Raw genomic sequence first — 896 nt, 5'->3', positions numbered from 1 at the left:
CAAGCACTACTGCAAGCAACGCAGACTGTTTTGGTACAGCAACAGGATCTGCAACAGTGAACGTGAGCGGTGGAACTGCACCTTACACTTATTTCTGGAATACCCTGCCGGTACAAACTGGTGTAACAGCAACAGGCCTTACTGCCGGAACTTATACGGTTACGGTAACTGATGCTGCAGGTTGTATTACAACTACTACGGTTACGATTACGGAACCCACACTGCTTACAGCATCAACAGTAGGTACTAACGCATCCTGCTTCGGAACAGCAACCGGATCAGCCACTGTAAATGTTACAGGTGGAACTGCACCTTACACTTATTCCTGGAACACCCTGCCTGTACAGACTGGTGCTACAGCAACAGGCCTTACTGCCGGAACTTATACGGTAACGGTGACCGATGCTGCAGGTTGTATTACAACTACTACGGTTACCATAACTGAACCCACACTGCTTACAGCATCAACAGTAGGTACTAACGCATCCTGCTTCGGTACGGCCACAGGTTCTGCAACTGTGAACGTGAGCGGTGGAACTGCACCTTACACTTATTCCTGGAACACCCTGCCGGTACAGACTGGTGCTACAGCAACAGGCCTTACTGCCGGAACTTATACCGTTACGGTAACTGATGCTGCAGGTTGTATTACAACTACTACGGTTACCATAACTGAACCCACACTGCTTACAGCATCAACAGTAGGTACTAACGCATCCTGCTTCGGTACGGCCACAGGTTCTGCCACTGTAAATGCAACTGGTGGTACGGCTCCATATACCTACAGCTGGAACACTTCGCCGGTACAAACTGGTGCTACAGCAACAGGATTAACTGCCGGAACTTATACGGTAACTGTAACCGATGCAATGGGTTGTATCACTACGGCAACGGTA

The 896-nt window shown here is 49.2% G+C and carries 1 protein-coding gene; it reads left to right on the top strand.

What is annotated here, in order from left to right; translation table 11 throughout:
* Positions 1–896 (top strand): SprB repeat-containing protein (locus OI18_RS23490; protein WP_039144844.1); only part of this gene is annotated, 896 nt, incomplete at both ends.

The organism is Flavihumibacter solisilvae, assembly GCF_000814475.1.
GTDB classification, from domain to species: domain Bacteria; phylum Bacteroidota; class Bacteroidia; order Chitinophagales; family Chitinophagaceae; genus Flavihumibacter; species Flavihumibacter solisilvae.
This window is presented reverse-complemented; position numbering and strand designations above follow the sequence as displayed.